The sequence below is a fragment of the Nocardia lasii genome (genome assembly GCF_042658545.1).
Taxonomy (GTDB): Bacteria; Actinomycetota; Actinomycetes; order Mycobacteriales; family Mycobacteriaceae; genus Nocardia; species Nocardia lasii.
This window is the reverse complement of the sequence record NZ_JBHSQN010000013.1, coordinates 421,444-442,844: the sequence shown is the minus strand read 5'-3', so window position 1 is coordinate 442,844 and position 21,401 is coordinate 421,444. Positions and strand designations below refer to the sequence as shown.

Annotated in this window: 18 protein-coding genes; 10 read left to right on the top strand and 8 right to left on the bottom strand. The window is 69.1% G+C overall.

Annotated features, from left to right (window positions below; all coding sequences use genetic code 11):
- Positions 1-247 precede the first annotated feature (247 nt).
- Complete coding sequence (locus tag ACFP3H_RS20505) at positions 248-871, top strand: SanA/YdcF family protein (protein WP_378608402.1); 624 nt, start codon at positions 248-250, stop codon at positions 869-871.
- Positions 872-1,174: 303 nt separating this feature from the next.
- The gene (locus tag ACFP3H_RS20500; RefSeq protein WP_378608400.1) at positions 1,175-4,459 is read left to right on the top strand and encodes a DEAD/DEAH box helicase; all 3,285 of its coding nucleotides are present in this window, start codon (positions 1,175-1,177) and stop codon (positions 4,457-4,459) included.
- Here the strand turns inward: ACFP3H_RS20500 and ACFP3H_RS20495 are convergent.
- The 3 genes from ACFP3H_RS20495 to ACFP3H_RS20485 form a co-directional block, all read right to left on the bottom strand.
- Entirely contained in the window at positions 4,441-5,499 is a 1,059-nt protein-coding gene (locus ACFP3H_RS20495) for a class I SAM-dependent methyltransferase (RefSeq protein WP_378608399.1), read from the bottom strand. The genes ACFP3H_RS20500 and ACFP3H_RS20495 overlap by 19 nt on opposite strands.
- A gap of 92 nt (positions 5,500-5,591) precedes the next feature.
- On the bottom strand, positions 5,592-6,047 hold the full coding sequence (locus ACFP3H_RS20490) for a PTS sugar transporter subunit IIA (protein WP_378608397.1): 456 nt from the start codon (positions 6,045-6,047) through the stop codon (positions 5,592-5,594).
- Positions 6,044-6,274 carry a PTS sugar transporter subunit IIB gene (locus ACFP3H_RS20485; protein ID WP_378608396.1) on the bottom strand — a complete coding sequence of 77 codons (231 nt, stop codon included), beginning with the start codon at positions 6,272-6,274 and terminating at the stop codon, positions 6,044-6,046. The genes ACFP3H_RS20490 and ACFP3H_RS20485 overlap by 4 nt, the downstream gene beginning before the upstream one ends.
- Before the next feature lie 228 nt (positions 6,275-6,502).
- Here ACFP3H_RS20485 and ACFP3H_RS20480 point away from each other — a divergent pair, with 228 nt between their 5' ends.
- From ACFP3H_RS20480 to nagB, 4 genes are all read left to right on the top strand, one after another.
- Positions 6,503-7,861, top strand: coding sequence for a PTS transporter subunit EIIC (locus tag ACFP3H_RS20480; RefSeq protein ID WP_378608394.1), 1,359 nt, complete (start codon positions 6,503-6,505; stop codon positions 7,859-7,861).
- A gap of 5 nt (positions 7,862-7,866) precedes the next feature.
- On the top strand, positions 7,867-9,531 hold the full coding sequence (ptsP, locus tag ACFP3H_RS20475) for a phosphoenolpyruvate--protein phosphotransferase (RefSeq protein WP_378608433.1): 1,665 nt from the start codon (positions 7,867-7,869) through the stop codon (positions 9,529-9,531).
- A gap of 157 nt (positions 9,532-9,688) precedes the next feature.
- On the top strand, positions 9,689-10,849 hold the full coding sequence (locus ACFP3H_RS20470) for an N-acetylglucosamine-6-phosphate deacetylase (protein ID WP_378608392.1): 1,161 nt from the start codon (positions 9,689-9,691) through the stop codon (positions 10,847-10,849).
- Positions 10,849-11,628, top strand: coding sequence for a glucosamine-6-phosphate deaminase (gene nagB / locus ACFP3H_RS20465; RefSeq protein ID WP_378608391.1), 780 nt, complete (start codon positions 10,849-10,851; stop codon positions 11,626-11,628). The genes ACFP3H_RS20470 and nagB overlap by 1 nt, the downstream gene beginning before the upstream one ends.
- A 14-nt stretch (positions 11,629-11,642) precedes the next feature.
- Here nagB and ACFP3H_RS20460 read toward each other — a convergent pair whose 3' ends face one another.
- Positions 11,643-12,299 carry an HD domain-containing protein gene (locus ACFP3H_RS20460; protein WP_378608389.1) on the bottom strand — a complete coding sequence of 219 codons (657 nt, stop codon included), beginning with the start codon at positions 12,297-12,299 and terminating at the stop codon, positions 11,643-11,645.
- A gap of 97 nt (positions 12,300-12,396) precedes the next feature.
- Positions 12,397-12,699, bottom strand: a complete 303-nt coding sequence (locus ACFP3H_RS20455) for a hypothetical protein (RefSeq protein WP_378608388.1) — start codon at positions 12,697-12,699, stop codon at positions 12,397-12,399.
- A 108-nt stretch (positions 12,700-12,807) separates the two neighbouring features.
- Between ACFP3H_RS20455 and ACFP3H_RS20450 the strand changes: the two genes are divergently transcribed.
- The 3 genes from ACFP3H_RS20450 to ACFP3H_RS20440 all read left to right on the top strand — a co-directional run bounded on the left by ACFP3H_RS20450 (position 12,808) and on the right by ACFP3H_RS20440 (position 16,249).
- A complete protein-coding gene (locus ACFP3H_RS20450) occupies positions 12,808-13,746 on the top strand; it encodes an NAD(P)H-dependent flavin oxidoreductase (RefSeq protein ID WP_378608386.1) in 939 nt (312 codons plus the stop codon).
- A gap of 154 nt (positions 13,747-13,900) precedes the next feature.
- Entirely contained in the window at positions 13,901-14,455 is a 555-nt protein-coding gene (locus ACFP3H_RS20445; RefSeq protein ID WP_378608384.1) for a TetR/AcrR family transcriptional regulator, read from the top strand.
- Positions 14,456-14,527: 72 nt separating this feature from the next.
- A complete protein-coding gene (locus ACFP3H_RS20440) occupies positions 14,528-16,249 on the top strand; it encodes an alpha/beta fold hydrolase (RefSeq protein ID WP_378608383.1) in 1,722 nt (573 codons plus the stop codon).
- Between the two features lie 342 nt (positions 16,250-16,591).
- Here ACFP3H_RS20440 and ACFP3H_RS20435 read toward each other — a convergent pair whose 3' ends face one another.
- Complete coding sequence (locus ACFP3H_RS20435; protein WP_378608381.1) at positions 16,592-18,238, bottom strand: CocE/NonD family hydrolase; 1,647 nt, start codon at positions 18,236-18,238, stop codon at positions 16,592-16,594.
- Between the two features lie 148 nt (positions 18,239-18,386).
- Complete coding sequence (gene glnA / locus ACFP3H_RS20430; protein ID WP_378608380.1) at positions 18,387-19,823, bottom strand: type I glutamate--ammonia ligase; 1,437 nt, start codon at positions 19,821-19,823, stop codon at positions 18,387-18,389.
- A 253-nt stretch (positions 19,824-20,076) separates the two neighbouring features.
- Here glnA and ACFP3H_RS20425 point away from each other — a divergent pair, with 253 nt between their 5' ends.
- The gene (locus ACFP3H_RS20425; RefSeq protein WP_378608378.1) at positions 20,077-20,532 is read left to right on the top strand and encodes an RDD family protein; all 456 of its coding nucleotides are present in this window, start codon (positions 20,077-20,079) and stop codon (positions 20,530-20,532) included.
- 55 nt (positions 20,533-20,587) lie between these two features.
- Here ACFP3H_RS20425 and ACFP3H_RS20420 read toward each other — a convergent pair whose 3' ends face one another.
- Complete coding sequence (locus ACFP3H_RS20420; RefSeq protein ID WP_378608377.1) at positions 20,588-21,331, bottom strand: DUF4191 domain-containing protein; 744 nt, start codon at positions 21,329-21,331, stop codon at positions 20,588-20,590.
- Positions 21,332-21,401 lie beyond the last annotated feature (70 nt).

The following is a 21,401-nucleotide window of genomic DNA, read 5'->3' as shown; positions in this document are numbered from 1 at the left end:
CGTAGGGGTTTCGGTGAGGCAAGAGTTCAAACTTAGCGCAGACAACCCGTTCGAAGCAAGTCCGAATCAAGTGAGCCTGGCCACATGACTGATCAGGCGCTCATCGTCCTACCTCGTGTCTCGAACCGCCTGGCGGCTGAGTCGGTGTCCGTGTCGCTCTGACTCGAATAAAGTTACGTGTCGACATTTGCAATGTCAAATCCCCTAGTCAGGGGATATTTTCTCGCCCCTCATGTAGGAATGGCGCATGGCGGGAGAACAGAATGGGAAGCGTCGGCGGTTGCGTCGCGTCGTACGGGCCGGGCTCGTACTGGTGGGTGGGCTGGTGCTGGTGACCGCGGGGGCGAACGCGGCCATGTGGACGCTGTCGTCGGGGCATCGGACAGCGGTGTCGACCGCGCCCAGCGCGCCCGTCGTGATCGTTCCGGGTGCGCGGGTGGCGCCGGACGGAACTCCGATGGCCTATCTCCGGGGGCGCCTCGATGTCGCCATCGAGTTGGTGCGGGCGGGCAAGGCCCGCGAGATCCTGCTGTCCGGGGATGCCGGCGGTGGTTCCGGCGACGAGATCGCGTCGATGCGGCGCTACCTGCTCGACCACGGCATCGACGCGGCGATCGTGCGATCCGATGGGGAGGGTCTGTCGACGCGGGAGACCTGCGAGCGGGCGCGGACGGTGTTCGGGGTCGAGCGGGCGATCATCGTGAGCCAGTATCAGCACCTTCCCCGCGCGGTGGCGCTGTGCCGCGCGGCGGGCATCGAGGCCGACGGGGTGGTGGCCTACTGCGACTGCAGGCGGATCACCGAGGCACGCAACAACGTTCGTGAATGGCTGGCAGCACCGAAGGCCGTAGCCGAGATGCTTCTTCGCTGAACGCCCGCTCGGACCGCAGCGCGCGGACGGTTGCGCGCCACCGCGAGGGCCTGCCGGGTTCGGCAGAGTTCTTCTGTCCGGCAACGGTTTCGGATGATTTCCGGCGGGACACGACTGATTGATTCATGTCTGTCAGGGTGCGGTGTGAACCGCCGGTGGGTCAACGGATTTTCCGCGGTGACGCGGCGGGACCAGCGAGGATGGTCTCGCAGTGGCGGGCGGGGTGACGTGCTCGCCGGATGTCGATCGCGTACCGTGAGCGACGTTGTCTGCAAATGATGGCCGACCGGATTGGGGTGCATCGTGGGCGGTTTCGAGCATGCCGAGCGGCTCGTGCGTTTCTGGCAGACCGTGGAGTTGTTCGGTCCTCAGTTGGTTCCCGATGTCGGGAGTGACCGTCTGGTGGTCGATCTCGCCGCGGACGGCCCCGCGCCGTGGGAGAACATCACCGCGCTACCCGCGCTGAAAGCCGGGCGGGTGTGGCAGTTCCTCGTGTACGGCGGACTCTTCGAGGTCGGGCGGGCGCGAGAGGCGCTGGTGCGCACCTTCGGCGAGGACCAACTCGAATCCGACGCGCGACGGGCCGGAACCACCGCGGCTTTCGCGGTGCGACTCACCGACGACGGTGTGGTCGTCGGGGGTTCGGCGACGCTGTCGGGGTTGGCGTGGGCGGTGAACCGACTGCGCGCGCCGGGGCCGGACGACGTCAACTGGGCCGAGGGGTTCGAGCACGATTCCGCGGCGTTCACCGCCGCGATGGACGCGCTCACCGGCGAGGTCGACCTCGACCACGGGCAGTTGGCGCCGCGATGGCGGGCCTTGGATATGGCCGGGCGTGGAGTGACGGCGTCGGTGCTGGCGGCGAGCGCGGACGGGGTCATCTCGCCGGGACTGGCGGGGATGTCGGTGGCCGCGTTCGCGACGCGATTCGCCGAGCCCGGTGTCGAGGGTTTCGTCGAGGCGCCGCGGTTGACCGGGCGTGATCTGCAATCCCTCACCGGCGAACTGTGTGCCGCGCTGGGGATTCGATCGGAATTGCGGGCCGGCGGGGTGCGGGTGGCGTGTGTGCAGGTCGCCTCGCGCGACGCCGACAGCGACGCCGCCGAGGACCGGCTCAACAGTGGGCTCGGCGCGGACCTGGCCGAGCTCGCGAAAGCGGTGGAGCGTGGCGACGTGGGCTCGGCACTGCGCAACTACCTCGCGGCCGCGGAGGCACTGCCGCTCGATGAGCGCGTCGATGTTCGGCTGCGCCAGGACGCGGTCGTGGAGGGGCTGCTCCCCCGGTACATGCCCGCCGGGCGGTGGCCGGGTCAGGCGCTGGTGTCGGGGCAGCAGTTCGCGGTGGATCGCGCGGTGGCCGACTTACGCGACGGGGCGGGCATTTTCGCCGTGCACGGCGCGCCGGGCACCGGAACGACGACGATGCTGCGCGATCTGCTGGCCGGGATCCTGGTCGAACGGGCCACACAGTTGGCGGCGTTCGAGGATCCGATGGCGGTGTTCGCGGGGATCACCGAGCAGGTCCAGGTGGCCAAGAACTACACCGTCGGCGCGCACCGGCTGGCGAACTGCGTGACCGGGTTCGAAGTGGTGCTGGCCACGGGCAGCGACGCGACCGCGGCCGAAGTGGTGGCCGAGGTGCAGCGGCGCGGGGCGATCGACGACGAACTCAACCACTTCACCGACCTGGCCGAATTCGTGGGCGGGGCGCCGGCGTGGGGCTTGATCGCGGCGGCGCTGGGCGGGCAGCGGCGCAAGTTCGCCGAACAGTTCTGGTTCGGGGACCGGTTCGCCGGTGAACGCAAGACCGGGACGCCCAACGGCGGGATGCTCGACATCCTCAAACAGGCCGAGGCCGACCCGGATTCGATCCCGGACTGGTCGACCGCGGTGCGCGACTTCGGCCATCGACGCGCCGAGGTGCGCGCGCTCACACAGGAGCGGCAAGATGTCGCCGACGCGGTCGCGGAACTGCCCTCGATGAACGCGGGTCTGCAGTCGATGGCGGCGGCGATCACCGATGCCGATGACGCGCACGCGCATTGGCGCGAACGGCATCAGCAGGCCACCGAGAATCTGCGGGCCGCGCAGTCCGCGCACCACCGGGTGGGCAAGGTGCTCGCCGAACATGGCACGCGCAAGCCGGGATTCATGGCGTCGTTGTCGACGGGGTTCCGGGCGGGGCGGCGGTGGAGTGCGCGCAGCAACGAACTGCTGCGGGAACGACATATCGCCGAGGCCGATCTGCGTCGTCGACAGACCGAGGCCGATTACACGCGTGAGCAGTGGGCGCTGGCGGCCGAGAGCGGGCGCACACTGATCCGTGAGCACGTGGCGCTGACCGAGCGACGGGCGGCGGCGCTGGAGGTGATCGAGCGGGGACGCGAGAGTTGGTCGCACACCATCCCGTTCGGCGATGTCGCCGGTGACGACGAGCAGTTCCAGTTGTGCAATCCGTGGGCCGACGAGCAGTACGCGCGGGCTCGGCGGGCGCTGTTCCTGTCGGCGGTGAAGCTGCACCGGGCGTTCCTGCTCAACGCGGCGCCGCGGATTCGGGACAACCTGATCGTGGCGATCGCGGTGATCCGTGGTGAGCTCGCGGTGGAGCCGAAGCCCGAGACCGTGGCGGCGGCCTGGCAGACCTTGTTCTTCGCGGTGCCGATGATCACCACGACCTTCACCGCGCTGCCCCGGCTGTTCGCCGGGCTGGGGTCGGAGTCGCTCGGGTGGCTGTTCGTCGACGACGCGGGTCAGGCCGCGCCGCAGGCGGTGGCGGGGGCGCTGTGGCGGGCTCGGCGGGCGGTGATCGTCGGCGACCATCGGCAACTCGGACCGGTCGGGATCTTGCCGACCTCGGCGCAGGAAGCGCTGGTTCGTCAGTACGGGCTCGACGCGGAATGGATGCCGGATCAGGCCTCGGTGCGCCAGGCCGCCGATCGGGGCGCGCGCTACGGCACGTGGTTGACGCCGTCGGATTCGGTGGCGCCGGTGTGGGTCGGATCGCCGTTGCGGGTGCATCGGCGCAGTGATCGGCCGATCTTCGAGCTCACCCACCACATCGCCTACGACGATGATCTGCTGGTGTTCGGCACGCCGGAGCGGGCCGAATTCCCGGGGCAGGATCGGTGGATCGATGTGCGATCCGCACGGGCCGAAGGGAATTGGATCCCCGGTGAGGGCGAGGCGCTGGCCGTGCTGCTCACCGAGTTGATCGAGGACGGGGTGGCCGCGGCCGATATCCGGGTGGTGAGTCCGTTCCGGGACGTCGCCAACGGGGCCCGCGAGGTCGCGCGCGAGGTGCTCGGCGAGGAGTTCGCGCTGGGCCAGGTGGGGACGGTGCACGCGATGCCGGGCACCTCGACCGAGGTGGTCGTGCTGATCCTGGGGACCTCACCCGCCGCCGGCGGTTCGCGGCGGTGGGCGGCGACCAACCCGAACGTGCTCAACGCGGCGGTGTCGCGGGCCCGGCGGCGGGTGTACGTGATCGGCAACTTCCGGCTGTGGAGCAGCCAGCGGTATTTCGCCGACCTGGCCAAGCGCTGGACCGTGCAGGCCGAGCAGCTGGCCGATCAGGCCATGAGTCGGTAGAAACGCCAGAAGCCGAAGTCCTCGATCGGGAGCACGTCGACACCGGTGAAGCCGGCTTTGTCGGCGTACTCGGCCAGTGTCGCGGTGCGCATGACGGTGCCGGTGCCCGCGGAATGGGTGTGGGCCATGCCGTCGGGCAGGCAGATGAGCAGGCTGAAGCCGTACATCAGGCGGTCGATATCGCCGGCGGGCGCGGTGAATTCGGGCTCGACGGCCTCGTCCATGATGATCACCGCGCCACCGGGGCGCAGGGCCTGCCGTATCCCGGTGAGGACCTCCACGGGGTGCGGCATGTCGTGCAGGCACTCGAAGGCGAAGACGGCGTCGTAGGTGGCGGCCGGGAGGTCGGTGGCGGCGTCGGCCCGGTGGAAGCGGACACGATCGGCCAGGTCGGCGGCGTTGTCGGTGGCCATGCGGATCGAGGGCTCGTCGATGTCGTAGCCGTCGACGGTCAGCTCGGGGTAGGCGCGGGCCAGCGCGATCGCCGACCAGCCGCCGCCGGAACCGATGTCGGCGACCTTGGCGCCGGGGCGGGCGAGCAGGGCATGGAGGTCGGGAATCCCTGCCAGGTCGGCGGCGAGGCGCTGTTCGAACCAGGGGCGGTTCATGTCGGATTGGGATTCGCGCACGTCGACGCCGAATTCGGACCAGCCGACACCGCCGCCGTCGCGGTAGGCGCGCACGAGGGCGGGCAGCTGGACGGCGGCACCGGCGAGCATTCGGGCCAGCGGTGCCAGGTAGTCGAGGCTGCGCGGGTCGGTGAGGACCTCGGCCGGGCCCGCGGGCAGCGCGAACCGACCGTCCTCGGTGACGGCGAGGATGCCGGTCGCCGCCTGCTGCTCGAGCCACTCGCGCGCGTACCGCCGATCGCCACCCGCGCGCCCGACCAGTTCGTCGGGACTCGCGGGGCCGCCATCGACCAGCGCGCGATACCAGCCGAGCCGATCACCCAGGTGCACCGCCAGGATGTCGATCGTCCCGAGCGCCGCCCCGAACAACCGCTCCGCGAACTCCCCACTGGTCTGCTCCGCCGCACCCACCGATTTCCTCCTGAGTTGTCCTCACGCGGATCGACGCCGACCCGCTGCACCGAACTACGGGTCGGCGCGGTGAAAGGTTCAGCGGGCGGCGGCTACGGGGAGTCGAACAGGAGGGCGCCGGCGGGGACTTCGGTGCCGATGGTGTCGGCGTGGACGGAGTTCTTGGGGGAGTCCATGACTACTACGGGGCAGATCATCGAGTAGCCGGTGGTGGCGAGTTCGGTGGGGTCGAAGGTGACTATGGGGGTGTCTGCTTCGACGGTGTCGCCTTCGGTGGCCAGGAGTTCGAAGCCCTCGCCTTTGAGTTTGACGGTGTCGATGCCGAGGTGGACCAGGATGCCGACGCCGTGGCCGAGGATGACGAAGGCGTGGGGGTGGAGTTTGAGGATCTTGCCCGCGATGGGGGCCGTCACCATCAGGGGGCCGCGGGTGCGGTCGGGGTCGAGGGCTACGCCGGAACCGACGATCTGGTCGGCGAAGACCTGATCGGGGACCTCGGCCAGGGCGAGGACGGTGCCGGGTAGCGGCGCGAGGACCGGGATGCTCACAGAATGTCGCCGATGTCGTCGGCGAGGGTGTCGGCTTCGGGGCCGACGACGACCTGCACGACGGTGCCCGACTTGAGCACGCCGTGCGCGCCCGCGGCCTTGAGGGCGGCCTCGTCGACCTTGCCGGAATCCTTCACCTCGGTGCGCAACCGGGTGATGCAGGCCTCGATCTCGACGATGTTGTCCGCGCCGCCGAGGCCACGGACGATCGCTTCCGCTTTGGACATTCGTTCTCCCTTTCCGCGGTGGTTACCGAGACCAGTATGGGAGCCTCGAATGTGCGCCGCGTCATATTTCATGGTTGACATCCGAATCCCACCTGGCCAAACTGGCAACTGGTTATGACCGGACAGTACCCGTCAGGGACACCGGTTCACAACAGTTAACCCGGATCGGCCGACCAGCCGGTCTTCCCTCGCCGAGACCGCCGGGAAGCCGGCACGAAGAAGGTCGACATGACTGCCAGTACCGACACCGCGCCCAAGGAATCGAAGGTGTTCGCGGGATTGCAACGCCTCGGTCGCAGCCTCATGCTGCCGATCGCGGTGCTGCCCGCCGCGGGCATCCTGCTGCGCGTCGGCCAGGACGATCTCCTCGGCCGGTTCTCCGCGCTCGAGAGCACCGCCTCGGTGATCTCGGCGGCCGGGCAGGCGGTGTTCACCTGGTTGCCGCTGATCTTCGCCGTCGGTATCGCGATCGGGTGGGCGAAGAAGGCCGACGGGTCGACCGCGCTGGCCGCGCTGGTCGGATACATGGTGATCAACGGTGTGTTCGAGGCGATGTCGCCGATCGTGCTCGAGGGAAAGACCGACGCCAAGGGCGCGCAGGCGCTGATCAACTACGGCGTCCTCGGCGGCATCGTGATGGGCCTGCTGTCGGCGGTCCTGTGGCAGCGGTTCTACCGCACGAAGCTGCCCGACTTCCTGGGGTTCTTCAACGGCAGGCGGTTGGTGCCGATCCTGACCGCCGTCACCGGTCTGGTCGTCGGCGTCGGCATGGCGTTCATCTACCCGGCCTTCAACTCCGCCCTGACCTGGGTGGGCGAGACCGTCGCGGACAACTCGGTGGTCGGCGGCGGCATCTACGGCGCGGCCAACCGACTGCTCATCCCGACCGGCCTGCACCACATCCTCAACTCCACGGTCTGGTTCCTCGTCGGTGACTACACCGATGCCTCCGGCCAGCTCGTGCGCGGCGACCTCAACCGCTTCTTCGCCGGCGACCCGACCGCGGGCACGTTCATGACGGGCTTCTTCCCGATCATGATGTTCGCGCTGCCCGCCGCCGCCCTCGCCATCTGGCGCAACGCGCGCCCGTCGCAGAAGAAGCTGGTCGGCGGCATCATGCTGTCCACCGGGCTGACCGCGTTCGTCACCGGCATCACCGAGCCGCTCGAGTTCTCGTTCATGTTCGTGGCGTGGCCGCTGTATGTGGTGCACGCGATCCTGACGGGTACCTCGATGGCGTTGGTGAACGCGCTCGGCATCCACGACGGTTTCACGTTCTCGGCGGGCGCGATCGACTACCTGCTCAACTTCGGCAAGGCGACCGACGCGTGGCTGCTGATCCCGATCGGGCTCGGGTACGCGGTGATCTACTACGTGCTGTTCAGTTTCGTGATCAAGAAGTGGAACCTGCGCACGCCCGGTCGCGAAGCCGAAACCGATGTCGAAGCGGGCGTGCCCGACACGGCAGAGGCCGAAGCGCAGACCGCGCTGACCGCGACGGGCGATACTCGAACCGACGCGCCTTCGGTCGCAGAGGTCGAGACGGAGTTGCGCAAGACACTGGACAAGAAGCCGGAAGGTGAGTGAGGCGATTGCCCGAACAGGTGATCCGTGGACTCGGTGTGAGCCCGGGAGTGGTGTGCGCGCCGTGGTTGCGGTTCGGTTCGCAGCTCGAGACATCGGCGAAGGACCCGGTCGGCGGCTCGGTCGCCGAGGAGTTGGCCCGGGTGAAGGAGGCGCTCGGGAGCGTCTCCGAGGAGATGACCGCCAGGGCCGCGCGTGTGAGTGGGGTCGCGGCGGAGATCCTGTCGATGTCGGCGACGATGGCCCGCGATCCGGGCATCGTCGCCGCCGCCGAGAAGGAACTGACGGCCGGGATGCCGACCGCGCACGCGGTGCACCTCGCGTTCGAGAGCTTCTGCGCCAAGCTCGAGGTCCTGGGTGGGTACATGGCCGAGCGGGCCACCGATCTGCGCGATATCGGTGGGCGCACGGTGGCGGTGCTGCTCGGTGAGCCGATGCCGGGGATCCCGGAGCCGGGGTACCCGTTCGTGCTGATCGCGCGCGATCTCGCGCCCGCCGATACCGCCATGCTGGGCGACAGCGATGTGGTCGGGCTGCTCACCACCGAGGGCGGGCCGACCAGCCACACCGCGATTCTCGCCAAGTCGCTCGCGCTGCCGGCGGTGGTGAACTGTCCCGATGCCGATCTGCTCGTCGACGAGGTGCCGGTGCTGCTCGACGGCACGACCGGCGAGGTGGTGGTCGACCCGAGTCCCCTGCGCCAACGCGCGGCGCTCGAGCAGGCGGCGGCGGACCAGGCGCGGATCGCGGCGGCGAGCGGGCCGGGTCGCACGGCCGACGGGTCGCCGGTGCAGCTGCTGGTCAATATCGGCACGGTCGACGACGCGGTGAAGGCCAAGTCGGTCGACAGCGAGGGAGTGGGGCTGTTCCGCACCGAGTTCATGTATCTCGGGAAGGCGGTCGAGCCTTCGCTGGAGCAGCAGACCGCCTCGTACACCACGGTTCTCGAACAGTTCGCGGGGCGGCGGGTGGTGGTGCGCACGCTCGATGCCGGGTCGGACAAGCCGCTGCCGTTCCTGGATCTGGGGACCGAGGAGAATCCGGCGCTGGGTGTGCGCGGGCTGCGGATCGGGACGGTGTTCCCCGAGACCCTCGCCACCCAGTTGACCGCGCTGGCCCGTGCGGGTGCGGCGACCGGGGCCGATCTGTGGGTGATGGCGCCGATGGTGGCGACCGCGGACGAGGCGGCCGGGTTCGCCGCGCTGGCACGGGAATCCGGGTTGCGCAAGGTCGGGGCGATGATCGAGATCCCGGCGGCGGCCTTGCGCGCGGCCGATCTGCTCGCGCACCTGGACTTCGTCAGTATCGGCACCAACGATCTGAGCCAGTACACGTGCGCGGTCGATCGGATGGCGGGTGGGCTGGCGCCGTTGCTCGATCCGTGGCAGCCCGCGGTGCTGGATCTGATCGCGATGGTCGGGGCGGCGGGCGCCGCGGCGGGCAAGTCGGTCGGGGTGTGCGGTGAGGCCGCGTCGGATCCGACATTGGCGCCGGTGCTCGTCGGGCTCGGGGTGACGAGTCTGTCGATGTCGGTACCCGCGCTCCCCGCGGTGCGGGCGGCGTTGGCGGCGGTGGATATGCAGCGGTGCCAGGATGCGGCGGATGCGGCATGCGCGGCGCGGAATCCGCAGGTGGCGCGCGAGGCTGTGGCGGCGATCATCGGGCGGCCGTGAACACGGTTGTCGGGCAGGTTGTTCGGCCGTCGCGAGGCGGTCGGAGGCGGTGTCGCGACGCGGCGCCGTGTCGGTCCGAGCCCCGCGGTCTCCGCGAACGGGTGAATCCCCAGGCCCGCGAGACCTTTCGTCGCGTCGATGGACGGACGTGCCGCTGGTGACAACGGTGCGTGGGCGGCTTGTGGGAACAGGTCAGGGTGAGATCGCCGATGGGGTCGTCGAATTCAGCGACGGCCGGATCACCTGGGTCGGCGAGGTCGCGAATTATGTTGGGCCACTTCCGAGTTCGAGTGCTGATCTGGTGCTGCCCGGTCTGATCGATCTGCACTGTCACGGTGGGGCCGGGTTCGGGTTTCCCAATGCCGACGCCGAGGGTGCTCGGGTGGCGGCGGCGCATCATCGGGCACACGGGACGACCGGGCTGCTGGGGAGTTTGGTGTCGGCGCGGCCGGAGGTGTTGGTCGCGCAGGCGGCGGTCCTGGCGGATCTCGTCGAGGACGGGGAGTTGCTCGGGGTGCATCTCGAGGGACCTTTCCTCAATGCGGTGCGATGTGGGGCGCAGGATCCGGCGGCGATCTTCGCGGGTGATCCGGCGTTGTTCGAGCGGATGGTCGCGGCGGCGCGGGGGACGGTGCGGTCCATGACGTTGGCACCGGAGACCGCGCATTTCGAGGACCTGCTCGCGGCGATGCGACGCCATGACGTGCTGCCGAGTCTGGGGCATACCGACGCCGACGCCGCGACGACGGCCGCGCGGATCGACCAGGCGCGGGGCGGGCCGATCACCGCGACTCACCTGTTCAACGGCATGCCGGAGCTACACCACCGCTCCCCCGGTCCGGTCGGGGCCTGTCTGGCCGCGGCCGGGCGCGGGGAGATGGTGGTCGAATTGATCGCCGACGGCGTGCATCTGGCGCCCGAGACGGTGGCGATGGTGTTCGACACCGTCGGGGCGGATCAGATCGCGCTCGTGTCCGACGCGATGGCGGCGGCGGGCATGGGCGACGGTGACTACCGGCTCGGCGCGCTCGATGTTCGGGTGCGCGCGGGCGTGGCCCGGCTGGCCACGGCCGACGGGCAGCCCGGAGCGATCGCGGGCAGCACGGCGAGACTCGTCGACGTGCTGCGCTGGACCGTGTTCGAGGCGGGTGTCCCCCTGGCCGACGCGGTCGCCGCCGCGACGCGCACCCCCGCGCGGGTGCTCGGTCTCGCCGGCGAACGCGGCAGTCTCACCGTCGGCACGCGGGCCGACATCCTCGTCACCGACCAGGCATTGCGGCCACGACGCGTGTTCGCGGCCGGAACGGAAGGAATCTGATGGAGATCGTGATCCGGGCCGACGAGCACGAGGTGGCGAGCACGGTCGCCGATATCGTCGGCGGGTATGTCGAACGCGGGAACGCGATCCTCGGGTTGGCCACCGGGTCCTCGCCGCTGGGCAGCTACCGGGAGATGGCGCGGCGGTGCGACGCGGGCGAACTGGACTTCGCGACCGCGAGCGCGTTTCTGCTCGACGAGTACGTCGGGCTGCCGAAAAGCCATCCGCAGTCGTACTTCTCGGTGATCCGGTCGGAATTCGTCGACCACGTGAACCTGGATCCGCTGCGGGTGTTGAGCCCGAACGGGGAAGCCGGTGATGTCGCCGGCGAGGGGCGCCGGTACGACGCGGCCATCGCCGCGGCGGGCGGGGTCGACGTGCAATTGCTCGGTATCGGCACCGACGGGCACATCGGGTTCAACGAGCCGGGCTCTGCGCTCACCTCGCGCACGCGAGTGAAGACCCTGACCGAGCAGACCCGTCAGGACAACGCGCGCTTCTTCGACAGCCCCGAGCAGGTGCCCCACCACGTGCTCACCCAGGGTCTGGGCACCATCAACGAGGCTGGTCACCTGGTGATGATCGCGCTCGGCGCCGGCAAGGCCGACGCGATCGCCGCCGCCGCCGAGGGACCGCTGTCGGCGTTCTGCCCGGCCTCGGTCATGCAGTGGCATCCGCACGTCACCGTGGTGATCGACGAGGCGGCGGCGAGCAAGTTGAAGTTGGCGGATTACTACAAATACGCGCTGGCGAACAAGCCTGCCTGGCAATCGTTCTGAGGCGCCCACCTCGATCAGGCTCGCTCGGCCAGGATCAGTTCGGCTTCACCCGGACCACACTCGAAGGCGGCGCGCACGGCCGCGAGGGCTTTGTCGTGCTCGCCCGCCGCGACCAGCCGGTCGATCTCGACCCACTGGTCGGCGGGGGCGGCGACGGCGGGGTCGAGACGGCGGTCGAGGCGCTCCCACATGCGGGCCACGGTCGGGTCCTCGGCCAGTAGCGGGCCGAGGTGGGCTTTGAACGTGGGATGTTCGGTGCGGTACATGCCCATCCAGCTGCTGTTGGGCGGGCTGGCCTCGGCATTGGCGGTGCGGTCGGCCAGTTTCAGGATCACGGCCCTGGGGTGGGCGACGATCTTGCTGTAGGCGTTCTGATTTCGGGCCTTGCGGTCCGGGCCCACACCGGTGACGGCCCAGACCAGGTCGAGAACCTCACGGCCGAAACGGTTTTCGATCTCCTCGGCGGTGACCGGGGTGTCCTCGACGACATCGTGGAGCCAGGCGGCCTGGCCCAGCTCGCCCGCGTAGCCGAAATCGTCGAGAACGGCGCGCACGGCCGCCAGGTGGGTGATGTAGGGATGTTCGCCGTAGCGCTGGTCCCCGTGTGCTGTGAGCGCGAACTCGCGTGCCTCGTTCTCGCGCTGATCGAGTTGCTGCTGGTCGAACCCCATTGTCGCACCCCCGTACTCGGTTCTGATGTGTCGAGATCGACCCTAGCCGAGGGCACCGACAGGTTTGTTCGCCGCGAGACGCTCGCGCTGTCCTGGCTCAGCGGGAGTGGAAGCGCAGGTCCGGCCACGGTGGGCGGCGCAGGATCGCCAGGGCGGCGATGACGCCGGTGAGCAGGCCGATCCATTCGCCGAGTTGGGCGATGCGGTTGGAGTCCATGGCCGGGGTCCAGTGGGCGCGGCCGTCGTGGACGACGAACAGGCCGATCGGCCGCGGATGACGCAGCAGGCCGCCGCCACGGGAGACGGTGATGACGGTGGTGCCGTCGGCGGTCTCGAACGGCTCCCCGAAGACCATCGGCGGTTCGGTCACCCTCTGTTCGAGGCGATCTCTGATCGTCATCGCGTCCCTGTCCGTTCGTTCGGTATCGCCGTCGAAGATACGCGCCTCGCGGGCCGCCCGGTGGTTGCATGATGGTGGATGTCCCGGTCCATGGCGGAAGGTGTCCCGATGCAGTCACTGTCGACCCCCTGGTCACGATCGTTGGGCTTGCGGGTGCCGGTGGTGAACGCGCCGATGGGTGGCGCGGCGGGCGGACGACTCGCGGCGGCGGTGCGCGCGGCGGGCGGGCTGGGGATGATCGGGATGGGGAGCGCGGGGTCGGTCGAGGCGTTGCGGCGCGAGGTCGCGGTCGCGGGGGCGCCGGACGGGATCGGGCTGGTGGAGTGGGTGCGGCAGCGCGAGACCGGGCTGCTCGAGGCGGCCATCGCCGCACGACCGCGGCTCATCTCGGTCAGTTTCGGCACCGATTACTCGTGGGTGCCGCCGGTGCGGGCGGCCGGGATCCTCGCCGTCACGCAGGTGTACGACGCGCCCGGCGCCCACCGCGCGCAGGACGCCGGGATCGATGTTCTCGTGGCGCGCGGTAGCGAGGGCGGGGGTCACGGTGCCGACCGGTTGGCGCTGATGCCGCTGCTCGACTCCGTTCTCGAGATCGCGGCGGTTCCGGTCCTGGCGGCCGGTGGGATCGGGTCCGGGCGCACACTCGCGGCCGTGCTGGCGGCGGGCGCGGCGGGCGCGTGGTTGGGGACCTGTTTGGCGGCGGCCGAGGAATCGCTGCTGCCCGAATCCGCCCGGCTCGCGATGCTCGCGGCCGATTCCAGCAGTACGGCGGTCACGACCGCGTTCGACGAGGCCCTCGATCTGCCGTGGCCGCCGATCTACCCGGCGCGCGTGCTGCGCAACGAGTTCACCGATCCGTGGGCGCAGGGTGACGCGGTCCCTGATACCGATCAGCTGCGTGCGGCGATCGCGGCCGAGGATCCCCGGCTGGCTCCGGTGGACGCGGGGCAGGGGGTGGGGCTGGTGACGCATATCGAGTCCGCCGCCGCGGTGGTCGAGCGGTTGTGTGCCGAGGCGGCCGACTTACTCGGCGCACAACGCCGGTAGCCGAACCGTCGACGACCCGCACCAGACGCCGACACAGCGCCTCGATCACCGGTTCGGGGATGGCTACGGCTATGTCCGCAGCTCTGTGGTTGCCGAGTGCCGCCCCACGGAGCAACCTGTTGCCAAAATATGTAGATCGGTCTAGTTTGGGGCGGTGGGCAAAAAGGGAACCGAGACCCGGTGCAAGTTGATCAAGGCGACGCGGTCGTTGATCGAGACGCACGGGTATTTCGGCGCCGGGCTCAATCAGGTCGTGCAGGAGAGCGGGACGCCGCGCGGGTCGCTGTACTTCCACTTCCCCGGCGGCAAGGACGAATTGGTGACGGCGGCACTGTCGGAGGCCGGGTCCGATATCGCGACGATCATCCGCACGATCGAGGCCACGGACGCACGCGACTTCGCGCGAAAGATGGTGAATCTGCTCGGCGATCAGCTGGAGGGGTCGCAGTGGACGATCGGCTGCCCGGTGGCGGCTGTCGCGCTGGATACCGCTTCCACCAATGATGTTGTGCAGCAAGCCTGTTCGTCGACCTATCAGCTCTGGGAAGAAGCCATCCGGGAGCGCCTGATCGGCTTCGATCATCCCGAGCCCGAGCGGATCGCCACGGTCGCGCTGGCGATGATCGAAGGTGGGCTGGTGTTGGCTCGCACGCATCGTTCCCGGGAGCCTCTTCGCCGACTCGCCGACACCATCGACATCCTGATCTGAGACTCCCCTACCCCCTCTCGCTCGACTCAGATCCTGAAAATATGTAAATCGGTCTACTGAAAGTAGGGCATCATGGCTCATACCGACTCGATCGTCTTCGGCGCCGCCGGCTTCATCGGCCGCTCGCTGGTCGCCGAACTCCTGCGCACCGGACACACCGTCACCGCCGCGCTGCGGGCGGGCAGCCAGGACCGATTGCGCGGCTGGCTCGATGAGCAGCACGTCGACACCACCGGCCTGACCATCACCACCACCGATATCGGCGAACCGGATCTCGCGCTGGGCGAGCCGGTCGAGGGGGTACGCGATGTGTACAACGCGGCCGCGGTGATGAAGTTCGGGCTCGACGCCGAGGTGGCGCGCCGGGTGAATCTCGACGGAGCGGTGCACGTGCTGGAATGGGCTGCGCGGCAACCGGATCTGCGGCGCATCGTGCACATCACCGGGTATCGGGCGGTCGGCGACGGTGGTCCGCAGGACTACGGCAACGGCGCCTACGAGGCGTCGAAGGTCGAGGCCGACGGGGTGTTGCGCGCGATCGCGGCCGAGCGAAACATTCCGTTGACCGTGGCGAATCCGGCCGGGGTGATCGGGGCGGGCCAGTATTTCGGGCTCGCCGACATCATCGACAACCTCTGGCGGGGACGGCTGCCCGCGCTGCCGGGGTCGGCCGAGACGTTCGTTCCGGTGGTCGATCTGGACTACGTGGTGCGGTTCATCGCCGGGGTGCCGACGCTGCCCGAGACGGTCGGGAAGTCCTATCCCCTGCTCGATCCCGCGACTCCCGCACTGCCGGAGCTGATTCGGCTCGTCGCCGATCACCTGCGCGTGCCCGCGCCGCGATTCACGCTGCCGACGGCGCTGGTCCGTCGGCTGCCGCGGGCGCTCACGAATGCCGATCCCGAGGCGCTGTCGTTCCTCAGCACCGATCGGTACGACACCAGCGAGAGCGAGGTGGTGGCGCGGCGACTCGGCGTGGCTCATCCGCCGGTCGACGAGCTGCTGCGGTCCTACGCCGACCGCATCGTCGCCAGTCGCAACGGTGCCCTCACGCCCGCGCCGACGGCAGGGTTCCGGAACGGGGCGTGGCTGGTCGGCGAACAGGTCGATCCCGAATATGTGCTGCTGCACGGTATTCCGGTCGACAGCGATTCGTGGGCGGCGGTGATTCGCGAACTGGATGCGCCGGTCTTGGCGGCCGACCTACCCGGACTCGGACGTTCGGCGGCGGCGGGATCTCTCGGCGAGTGGATGGTGGAGGTGATGGCGCCGGTGCGGACCCGTCCCGTCCTCGTCGGGCATTCGTACGGTGCTTGGGCCGCTATCGAATTCGCGCTGCGTCATCCCGATCGGGTGTCGCGGGTGGTGCTCGTCGCACCCGCGTTTCTGCAGCAGCCCGCGTCGTGGTTGATCAGTTCGCCGCTGTCGGCCGGGGTCGTGCGGCGGATGTCGGTAGCGAAACTGGCTGCGCAGCTGGGCATTCCGGAAGGGAATGCCGTCGAGTCGGCGGCGGCGAATCTGCGACGTCCGGGGGTTGCCCAGCGGACGTTCGCGACTCTGCGTGCCGCCGGCGCCTCCCGCGCTGAGATCACCGCGAAGCTCGCTCGGGTCACGGTTCCGGTCGAGATCCTCGTCGGCGCTCAGGACCCGCTGGTCGAGGAGACCGATCTGCCGGTCACCACCATCGCCGACACCGGGCACTTCCCCCAGTTGACCCACCCCGGTGCGGTCGCGGCTGTGCTGCGAGGCGAATTGTCCACCAGCGCCGAGGAAGTGGCGCAACGTACCGCCTGACGCGCCACACCCCGTCCAAACCTCTGCCATGAGTAGGAATCGAGCACGCTTGCCGGCCGGGTCCGGAACTCGTTGGGAGGGGTTTCGGCGGTGTTGGTCGCGGCTTCCGCGTGTGAGGCGGACGCTCCCTCCGGGACCCGTCGGCCTGCCGCGGAGTCGGACAGCCCCGTCCCACCGACCTCGGCACGCCGCCGACCGACACGCACCACCATCGCGGAGCTCGACGTAGTCACTGCGAGCGTGCGAACTCGGCCGGATCGACGCACCTCATCGCCAGCAGGAGTGCGCGTCAGCGGAGGGCACGTCGGCGGCGGGCCGGTGGTACTCGGCGGCCGATGGAGATCACCGGGATGCGGCGGGCAGGTCGATCCGACTGTTGGTGTCGTTCAACATCTCCGGAGTGAGCGTGATGGTCTCCACGGTGCGCCAGCGTGCGTGCCAGTTGGGGACACCACCCGGCAGGTTCGGTTCGCGGGCGGTGTCCAGCAGCGGCAGATTCAAGCGGGCCGAGGTGACGGTGACCTGGGCGTTCGCGGGAGTGTGGGACCAGACGTCGTCGACGACGTCGGTGATACGGACGCCGAGGCGGTGGCCGGTGGCCAAACGCGCGTCCTGCCTAAGGAATCGGACCTCGGATTCGGGGCGGACGGGGGCGATACCGCGGGTGATGACGGTGGCGCGGCCGTCGGGGGCGATGTCGTAGAGCTCCAGGGCGACAGTCGCTTCCGGCGGGCCGGACAGGGTGAGGGTGGCGGTGGGGCGGCCGGCGAGGTGGACCGGTTCGGAAACGGGCGCCGAAAGGGACCAGATCTCACGATCGGCGCCGGGGAGCAGGCCGCGATCGGTGTAGGTGCCGGTGCGCAGGGGGATGCTGACCTGACGCGAATCGGTTGGTGGCCAGGTGTTTTCGCTGCGCCAGCCGCCGTCGAACTGGCCCACGGTGACCGGCGGACCCGGGACCTCGATATCGGCACCGGCGACATGCCGGTCGAGGAACGCGGACAGCTCGGCACTGAATTGCGGTGTGCCGCACTTCTCCCGGCAGTCCGCGTGACCCCACTGGCCGAACCAGGCGCGGTGCTCACCGGGGCCGCGGGCCTCCCACGCGTCGAGGATGCGGTCGGCGCGGGTGTTGGCGTCGAGGAAGCTCTGCACGAGGAAGGTCGGGATCGTGTTGCCGCGCACCGACTCCACCATGTCGCGGTCCTGCCAGCCCGGATCGGCGCCGTTGTGGTCACCGGTGAGCGCGAGGTATCCGGCGGCGCACTCCTGGGTCATCGCGACGGCGTTGGCCTTGTATTCGTCGCTGTCGGCCCAGTGGCCGGGAGTGGAGGCGATGGCCAGGTGTTCCGGGCCCGCGAGGTCGGCGGGGCGGATTCCGTCGTCGGTCAACGGTTTTCCGCCGAACTTCCACGCCGTGCCCTGCATGTAGAGGTACGAGTACGGGTCGACCACGGGTTCGAAGGTGGCGACCGCGGCCAGGCCCTTCGGCTTCTCGGCCAGTGCCATCATGCCGGTCCAGCCCTCGTAGGAGGTGCCGACGACGCCGACTCGCCCGGTCGACCACGGTTGGCTCGCCGCCCACTCGACCGCCGTGGCCACATCCGAGCGCTCGCCCGGACCGCCGTAGTCGGGGCAGCCGTTGGACCCGCCGAACCCGCGCAGATCGACGATCACATAGGTGTACCCGGCCCGCAACGCCCACTCGACCGGCAGGTTCTCGATCGAGGGCCCACCCTCGGGCCGGGGCACGGTCAGGTACGCGAGATGTGCCCGGTACGGACTCGCGGTCAGCAACACCGGCGTGCGCGCGTCGACCGCCAGCCCCTCGGGCCGCAGGATGTCGACATGCAGGCGGGTGCCGTCCGGCGCGGTCAGATACTCCTGAGTCCACGTGAACGCCACCGCCTCGGCCCGCACCGGCGCCGCCACACCGAACACCAACGCCACACCGGCCACTATCCGCAACACCACAGCACCCCATCGCACCCCAGCACTATCCACGCTCCCCCGCCCACCGTCCAGCCCCGACAATCAGGGGCTCCCGCACGGCGCCGGACACAACGAAACACCCGCCCCACGAAGCCGTGAGGCGGGTGTTTCAGGTACAGCTACCGACGGATCGGCTCGCTACGACTTAGACGTCGTAGTAGAGCTCGAACTCGTACGGGTGGGGACGCAGGTTCACCGGCGCGATTTCGTTGTCGCGCTTGAGCTGGATCCAGGTCTCGATCAGGTCGGGGGTGAACACGTTGCCCTCGGTGAGGTAGTCGTGGTCGGCCTCGAGGCGGTCGATGACGGTGGCCAGGCTGGTGGGGGCCTGCGGGATGTTCTTGGCCTCCTCCGGCGGGAGCTCGTAGAGGTCCTTGTCGACCGGAGCCAGCGGCTCGATCTTGTTCTTGATGCCGTCCAGGCCGGCCATCATCATGGCGGCGAAGGCCAGGTACGGGTTGCCCGAGGAGTCCGGCGCGCGGAACTCGATGCGCTTGGCCTTCGGGTTGTTGCCGGTCACCGGGATACGCACGGCGGCCGAACGGTTGCGCTGCGAGTACACCAGGTTGATGGGGGCCTCGTAGCCCGGCACCAGACGGTGGTAGGAGTTCACGGTCGGGTTGGTGAACGCCAGCAGCGACGGGGCGTGGTGCAGGATGCCGCCGATGTAGTGACGCGCCAGATCCGAGAGGCCACCGTAGCCGGCCTCGTCGTGGAACAGCGGCTTGCCGTCCTTCCACAGCGACTGGTGCACGTGCATGCCCGAGCCGTTGTCACCGAAGAGGGGCTTCGGCATGAAGGTGACAGACTTGCCTTCCTGCCACGCGGTGTTCTTCACGATGTACTTGAACAGCTGCAGGTCGTCCGCGGCGGAGAGCAGCGTGCCGAACTTGTAGTTGATCTCGGCCTGACCGGCGGTGCCGACCTCGTGGTGGCCGCGCTCGAGCTCGAAGCCTGCGTTCTGCAGGTTGGTCGAGATCTTGTCGCGCAGGTCGACGTAGTGGTCGTAGGGGGCCACGGGGAAGTAGCCGCCCTTGTTGCGGACCTTGTAGCCGAGGTTGCGGCTGCCGTCCGGGTTGAACTCCTTGCCGGTGTTCCACGAACCCGAGACCGACTCGATCTCGTAGAACGAGCCGTTCATGCCCGAGCCGTAGCGGATGCCGTCGAAGATGTAGAACTCGGCCTCGGCACCGAAGTAGGCGGTGTCGGCGATGCCGGTCGAACGCAGGTACTCCTCCGCCTTACGCGCGATGTTGCGCGGGTCGCGGGAGTAGGCCTCACGGGTGAACGGATCGTGCACGAAGAAGTTCAGGTTGAGCGTCTTCGCGGCACGGAAGGGGTCGATCCGGGCGGTGCTGAAGTCGGGGAGCAGGAGCATGTCCGACTCATCGATCGACTGGAAGCCACGCACCGAGGAACCGTCGAACGCCAGGCCCTCTTCCGCGAGGTCGGCGGTGAACGCCTTCGCCGGGATCGAGAAGTGCTGCTGGACGCCGGGCAGGTCAGAGAAGCGGATATCGACGTACTCGATGTCCTCTTCCTTGATGTACTGGATGACCTCTTCGGCCGTGCTGAACGTCACTTGTTCTCCTTACGGATCGGTTCCCAGCCGTTCACAGTGCCTGGGTTCGTCGCGCCATGCACGCTAGAGACGCGAAGTTTCCCATCGGTCAAGGCTGTGTTTCGCCAGTGTTACGCACGCTGTTTACCTCGACGGCACCCGCCATCAGGTCGCAACCTGCACGCTAATCCTGCCATCCGTGAGATTCAACGCTGACGTGACCTCCGTCAACGCGGTAGGTCGCGGCCCCGACCCCGCCTCTATCCTGGGAACCATGGCGCGTATTACCGGCACTTGGCTCTCCGGCCCCTCGGCCGAATCCGGCGACTCCGACGTCGTCGGCTACCCCGGGGAGCTCTACGGGCTACCGCGCGAGGGCGCGGGCTCGCTGGCGCCCACCTGGCGCCGAGTGGTGGCGCTGTTCGCCGACTGGTTCATCGCGGTCGGGATCGCGGCGGCCATCACGGGCACCTTCGAGTCCTCGTCGGTGCCGCTGATGGTGTGGTTCGTGGTCGGGGTGGCGGCGGTGACCCTGTTCGGGTTCACCCCGGGCCAGTACTTCCTGAGAATGCGCGTGCTGCGCATCGATGCGCCGGTCCCGGTCGGGTTCGTTCGCGCGCTCGCCAGGCAGCTCCTGGTGGTGTTCGTGATCCCGGCGCTGTTCACCGACGCCGACGGCCGCGGCATGCACGACCAGGCCACCGGCACCGCGCTGGTCAACGCCCGCTGAAATAAGTCCGGCCCGCGCTCTCGGGGAGAGCACGGGCCGGGAGGCAACGAGCGGGTCAGCGGCGACGGATCGCGCGCTGCATGCCCTTCATCTTCGCGCCGGGGGGCATCGGGCCCTTGGGCATCGCGGGACCGCTGCGCGAGCTCAGCGCCGTGAGCCTGCCCTCGATCTGGTCGATCCGCTTGACGTCGATGTTGCGCGGGAGCTTGGTGAGGTATTTCTGCAGGTCCTTGAGCGGGACCTGACCGTCGTCGTTGCCGACGATGACCTCGTAGATGGGGGTGTCACCGACCAGGCGGGCGGTGCGCTTCTTCTCCTGCGTGATCAGCGACTTGACCCGCTGCGGCGAACCCTCGGCCACGAAGACGACCCCGGGCAGGCCGATCACGCGGTGCACGGCGTCGAGCTGGGTGGTCGCGGCGACGCCGTTGGCGACCCGCCACTTGCCCTGCAGGTTCTCCAACACCCACGCCGCGGCGCCCGCCTGACCCTCGGCCTTGCGGTAGACGTTCTTCTGCACGCGGCGCCCGAAGATGATGAACGCGAACAGCACGCCCAACAGCAGACCCAACGGCAGCAGGAACCACTGCATGTCGAAGATCAGCCCGACGACGAAGAAGATCACCGCCGTGCCGACGAGTGCGCCGATCATCAGCGGCAGCAGCGCCTTGTCTTCCTTGCGCTGCATGTTGAACGCCTGCCACAACTGCTGCCTGCGCGCGCGTGATGCCTGCTTACGGGCCGCTTTAGCCGCGGCCCTGGCTTCCTTCGACGGCTTGCCGCCCTTGCCTCCTGCCATGGTGTCAGCTTAGATGGCGCGTCGCCGGACCGAGGTTTCGGGCGTCTTTCCCGGTGCTCGGCGCCCCGAC

Bases quoted from the DNA above. Each gene is read 5' to 3' on its own strand.
- ACFP3H_RS20505 (WP_378608402.1), top strand. From the start codon at position 248: ATGGCGGGAGAACAGAATGGGAAGCGTCGGCGGTTGCGTCGCGTCGTA.
- nagB (WP_378608391.1), top strand. From the start codon at position 10,849: ATGGAGATCGTGATCCGGGCCGACGAGCACGAGGTGGCGAGCACGGTC.
- ACFP3H_RS20480 (WP_378608394.1), top strand. From the start codon at position 6,503: ATGACTGCCAGTACCGACACCGCGCCCAAGGAATCGAAGGTGTTCGCG.
- ACFP3H_RS20450 (WP_378608386.1), top strand. From the start codon at position 12,808: ATGCAGTCACTGTCGACCCCCTGGTCACGATCGTTGGGCTTGCGGGTG.
- ACFP3H_RS20455 (WP_378608388.1), bottom strand. From the start codon at position 12,699: ATGACGATCAGAGATCGCCTCGAACAGAGGGTGACCGAACCGCCGATG.
- ACFP3H_RS20420 (WP_378608377.1), bottom strand. From the start codon at position 21,331: ATGGCAGGAGGCAAGGGCGGCAAGCCGTCGAAGGAAGCCAGGGCCGCG.
- ACFP3H_RS20485 (WP_378608396.1), bottom strand. From the start codon at position 6,274: ATGTCCAAAGCGGAAGCGATCGTCCGTGGCCTCGGCGGCGCGGACAAC.
- ACFP3H_RS20440 (WP_378608383.1), top strand. From the start codon at position 14,528: ATGGCTCATACCGACTCGATCGTCTTCGGCGCCGCCGGCTTCATCGGC.
- ACFP3H_RS20460 (WP_378608389.1), bottom strand. From the start codon at position 12,299: ATGGGGTTCGACCAGCAGCAACTCGATCAGCGCGAGAACGAGGCACGC.
- ACFP3H_RS20425 (WP_378608378.1), top strand. From the start codon at position 20,077: ATGGCGCGTATTACCGGCACTTGGCTCTCCGGCCCCTCGGCCGAATCC.